A 4,666-nucleotide genomic window follows, 5' to 3' on the forward strand; every position below is an offset into this window, starting at 1 on the left:
CACCAGGACTCTGTCCTGGACCTGCCAGGGAGCCGGCCCCCTGGACCCCGATTCGTTGCCCTGCCAGGGAGCCGGCCCCCTGGATCCCGATTCGTTGTCAGGTGGTGAATAGTTGCGATTTTCCAACCCTTTTGCTCGTGGACTGAAGGCCATGCGGATACTTGTTGTTGGCAGTGGCGGACGGGAGCACGCCCTGTGTTGGAAAATGTCCCAATCACCTCGTGTCACGCAAATTTTTTGCGCCCCGGGCAATGCGGGCATGGACCAGGTGGCCACCTGCGTCGCAATCAGCCCTGAAGATGTGCACGGATTGCAGAGTTTTGCTCTGCGGGAAAAAATCGACCTCACCGTCGTCGGGCCGGAAGCCCCATTGGTGCTTGGCATGGTCGACCAATTCCAGGCTGTGGGTTTGGCGGTGTTTGGCCCGACCCGGGCAGCGGCAGCCATCGAAGGGTCCAAGGCCTTCATGAAGGGGCTATTTGCCCGGCATGGCATTCCAACGGCCAGCTATCGGTTGTTGACCGATCCGGCGGTGGCATTGGAGTATGTACGGCAACGTTCCGCTCCCATGGTGGTCAAGGCGTCCGGACTTGCAGCCGGGAAGGGCGCCATCGTTTGCCCAACCACCGCCGATGCCGTGGCCGCCGTGCAGCGCATCATGGTGACCCGGGAGTTTGGCAGTGCCGGCGACCAGGTGGTGGTGGAGGATTTTCTTGCCGGCGAAGAGGCCTCTTTCATGGCCCTGGTGGATGGTGAAAATGTTTTGCCGCTGGCCGGCGCGCAGGATCACAAGGCGGTCTTTGATGGCGATACGGGCCCCAATACCGGCGGCATGGGCGCCTATTCGCCTGCCCCGGTGTTGACGCCCCGTCTGCATGCCATGGCCATGGAGCAGGTGATGCTCCCCACGGTGCGCGCCATGGCTGCCGAAGGGCGCCCCTATCGCGGCGTGCTCTATGCCGGGTTGATGATCGATGGCGATTCGCTGCGTGTTCTGGAGTTCAACGCCCGCTTTGGTGACCCGGAGACGCAACCCCTTCTGATGCGCATGCAATCCGATCTGGTGCCGCTCCTTGAGGCCGCTGCCAGCGGCTCCCTGCGCGGCATGCAGATCGACTGGGATCCACGTACCGCGCTTTGTGTGGTGATGACAGCCGGCGGTTATCCCGGGTCTTATCAAAAGGGCTTGCCCATCTCCGGTTTGGAGCAGGCTGCGCAACGACCGGATACCATGGTTTTTCACGCCGGAACCCGGCATCAGGATGGCCGGATCGTGACTCATGGCGGACGGGTGTTGGGGGTGACGGCCCTGGGTGTCGATGCGGCAGCCGCACAGCGACAGGCCTATGCGGCGGTGGCCGACATCACCTGGCAGGATCTCCATTTTCGACGCGATATTGGTTATCGGGCCATCGAGAGATCATAACGCAAAAAACGTTTAAAAGACTGGGATGGAGGTCCAGGAGGAAGGGCTGTGCCCTTCCTCCTGGTGGGGTCTGGGGCAACGCCCCAGTAGGGTCTGGGGCAACGCCCCAGCGGGGTCCAGGCCAACGCCCCAATGGGTTCTGGGGCAACGCCCCGGCAGTTTTCCCAGCAGCTGGCGGCTCAACCGACATGATTTGAAGTGTTCACTTTTCGTGACTATTCCGCACTCTTTCAAGAAAAGCTTGGAAATGAAAGCCTTTGTCAGGGCTTCGCCCCGAACCCCACCAGGGCGCTGCCCTGGACCCGCCAGGGCGCTGCCCTGGACCCGCCAGGGAGCCAGCCCCCTGGACCCCGATTCATGGCTTGCCTGCACATCAAATCAACGCGGTTGAGCCACTAGATGTTTTCCTCACGCTCAGAACGTAAAGCGAATATTGCCCATGAAGGAATATTCACTGATGTTCTGCCGGCCAAGCAGCGTCATGACCTGCAATTCGCTGGAGAGTTGATTGCTCAAGCCGAGGCGGCTGCCGATGCTGGCCACAAAACCGTTCGGATCATAAGGAACGCCCGCGATGTCGTGGTGTTGCGTATCGATTTCCAGCCCCAGGCCGGCATAGGGTTCCACCACCCCAATGTCTGTGGTGATAGGCCGGCTTACCTCGGAGCTGATGCTGAACTGATCAAAGTTCCTTTTTTTGCCGGTGGCATCCTCTTTTTCCTGGCTCAGCATGTGGTTGACACGACCGGAAAGCAGATAATCGCCGACGGGTTTGTAGAGGTTGACGCCCAGGGAGCCCATGATCCGTTTGGAGTCGCTCACACCGCGATCGGCATCCTGCCAGGTGTGGCCGACGAGGGTGTAGACGTTCAGGTTGTCGTTGATGCGATAGGCGCCGTAGGCGGTCAAGGCGAGGCCATCGGTCTCCACTCGGAGGGTGGGGGATTTCAGGACGGAGTTGGAGTAGCCGAATGTCGCACCGGCCAGGATATGGGCGGTAAACTTTCGGTCATAACCGATCATCCCGGTGATGTTGGAGGTATCTTTTTTATCGCGGCTGACGCTCTTGTCAGTGTTGGTGACATAGTTGAGATTGCCCCAGATGCCGTTCAGGGCTTCGCCGTCACCGCCGGAGGTGCCGGTTCCGACCTTGTCCGTGTCGATCTTCTCTTTTTTGTCTCCCGGCATGCCGCCCCTGTCAAGTCCACCGCCACCCGGTTCTCCCCCCTTGAGAGATTGGGCAAATGTCGGGGGACGCAGGATGAAGGCCACCCGATCAATGACCAGGCGGTTGATTTGCGTGACTTCAACCTTGGCCTGTTGCTGGGCGACAAGCTCCACGTTCCACAACTCCCGGGCCATGCACTGATTCCATGCATCGCCTGAGTTGTTGATCTTGGAGGTGAGAATTTCGACGCTGAAACTTCCTGTCCAACTGGAGGCGCAGGCGGACCAGGCGCGGTTCACATTGTCCCATGAAGAACCCACACTGGCCGGAGAGTCGGGATAATATTGTTGGCCATAGGATAAAATGGCGCTACCGGCGGCTGCGTAGGTTGTTGCGGAGCTGCCGATCTGATTGGCTATGTGCAAAACCAGATCATCCGAAGGGCTGCTGACGGCGTGCGCTGACTGAGAAACGGTGCCAAAGAGTGCGACGATGGTCGCCGTGACGAGGTATTTGCTTTTCATGTTTCACCTGTTGGATGACTTGATCGGTTTGTTAAAGTGTTCATAACCTTGATTGCAAAAATCAGGCACCAAAGACATCTTCCATGGAGTTGGCCTTCAGGAGGCGCAAACTCCATTTTTCCAATGTGGGGCGTTCCGTGGCGGAAACCCTCTCCCGGATCGAGCTGGACAACTCGCCAAACTTGCCCTCCAACAGCAGCAGAAAGAGGGTGGCGGCCTCTTCCTGGCGGCCTTCCTGGTGTTCCCGCACCAAGAGGTGCCCAAGTTTAGGCAGAGACGCAAGCTCCTCTTCGGGTGTCACCTCTACCAACCAATCAAGCCACTCCTTCCCAAGTTGTGAAACGTACTCAGGCGTCATCCCTTCCATTTCCGGGCTATTCAATGAACTCTTCATGAGCAACCTCCACAAGCCGACAATGATCCGACCAAATGAAACGGAGAGTCTGAACAATCCCGCACGTTTGACTGTTTCAAATGCCTTTTTTCGCTCATCCTGACGGCTGGCAAAGCATTTCAGGGGGGCGTTTCGGGCTTCATCCGCCAGTTCGTTCAGCAGAACCAGACGAACGGCGCCACCCCATCGTGGCTTGCTTTCATAAACGCCGCCTGGTCCAACGGGTTCAAAGGCAAACCGCTCAAGGAAACCCTTTTGAGGAGTTGTGGAACTGATGATGACACTCCGCAACTGATGGCGTTCCAGGTGTGCGGTTTCCAGATACAGGGTATCGTACACCGTGATTTGGCACAGAGCATCTTCATTCAGATTTTCGGTGATTTTCAATTCGGCCAAAATTTGGTCCGCATAGAGATCCCGCAGTCCGTCAGCCAGGAGCAAACGCTGCTCGTTTGTCCAGCCACCCTCCTTTCGCCGAATCAGGATCAAGTCTGCCTTGGGTGGGAGAGAGACGACCGGGACTTCCGAACGTACCTCGATACCGGCGGGTTCCAGCAGCGTTCTCAGTGTTTCTCCGACCAGACAGTGCCAGCAGGTTTTTGTTGCGTGATCGCCCAAAAACTCCTACCTCTCTATATCGATAAAACGAAACAGATCAATAATATGCTGATGGCTAAAACCACGTTGATGCAGCCGGGTTCCCCACAATGCATGGCCATACTCCGAGGGTCGCCAGTTGGACTCTTCATCGGTCAGAATGGCCAAACCGACCACCGGTTTTTGTTGCAGATCGTAGGCCCGTCCGCCAATTTTCGCCTCGCGGGTGATGCGTGCCAACTCCGTATCGAGGAACTCATGCCCACGCTGCCAGGCGATGCCGTCATGTCCCTCTGGCAGGAAAAAGGCCAGGAAATCCTTGAAATAAGCCTCAAGAATTTCTTTCCATGGCGTATCGAATGCGTCGTTTTGGCGCGGAGCGCTCATGTGTCGAAAATTTCTTCCAAAGAGTTGGCCTTCAGGAGGCGCAGGCTCCATTTTTCCAATGTGGGGCGTTCCGTGGCGGAAACCCTCTCCCGGATCGAGCTGGACAACTCACCAAACTTGCCCTCCAACAGCAGCAGAAAGAGGGTGGCGGCCTCTTCCTGGCGGCCTAT

The 4,666-nt window shown here is 57.7% G+C and carries 5 protein-coding genes; 1 reads left to right on the forward strand and 4 read right to left on the reverse strand.

Features of this window, described 5'->3' with window-relative positions; genetic code table 11:
- The first annotated feature begins 151 nt into the window (after positions 1 to 151).
- Complete coding sequence (purD, locus tag HQL63_12845; GenBank protein MBF0177713.1) at positions 152 to 1,426, forward strand: phosphoribosylamine--glycine ligase; 1,275 nt, start codon at positions 152 to 154, stop codon at positions 1,424 to 1,426.
- Between the two features lie 414 nt (positions 1,427 to 1,840).
- Here purD and HQL63_12850 read toward each other — a convergent pair whose 3' ends face one another.
- The 4 genes from HQL63_12850 to HQL63_12865 form a co-directional block, all read right to left on the reverse strand.
- Positions 1,841 to 3,118 (reverse strand): autotransporter outer membrane beta-barrel domain-containing protein, encoded by a 1,278-nt coding sequence (locus HQL63_12850; protein MBF0177714.1) that lies wholly within the window; start codon positions 3,116 to 3,118, stop codon positions 1,841 to 1,843.
- Between the two features lie 61 nt (positions 3,119 to 3,179).
- Complete coding sequence (locus HQL63_12855) at positions 3,180 to 4,130, reverse strand: DUF4351 domain-containing protein (protein MBF0177715.1); 951 nt, start codon at positions 4,128 to 4,130, stop codon at positions 3,180 to 3,182.
- A gap of 6 nt (positions 4,131 to 4,136) precedes the next feature.
- Positions 4,137 to 4,496, reverse strand: coding sequence for a hypothetical protein (locus tag HQL63_12860; protein MBF0177716.1), 360 nt, complete (start codon positions 4,494 to 4,496; stop codon positions 4,137 to 4,139).
- A complete protein-coding gene (locus HQL63_12865) occupies positions 4,493 to 4,624 on the reverse strand; it encodes a hypothetical protein (GenBank protein ID MBF0177717.1) in 132 nt (43 codons plus the stop codon). Before HQL63_12865 ends, HQL63_12860 begins: the two co-directional genes overlap by 4 nt.
- Positions 4,625 to 4,666: the final 42 nt, after the last annotated feature.

The sequence above is a fragment of the Magnetococcales bacterium genome (assembly GCA_015231175.1).
GTDB lineage: Bacteria > Pseudomonadota > Magnetococcia > Magnetococcales > DC0425bin3 > HA3dbin3.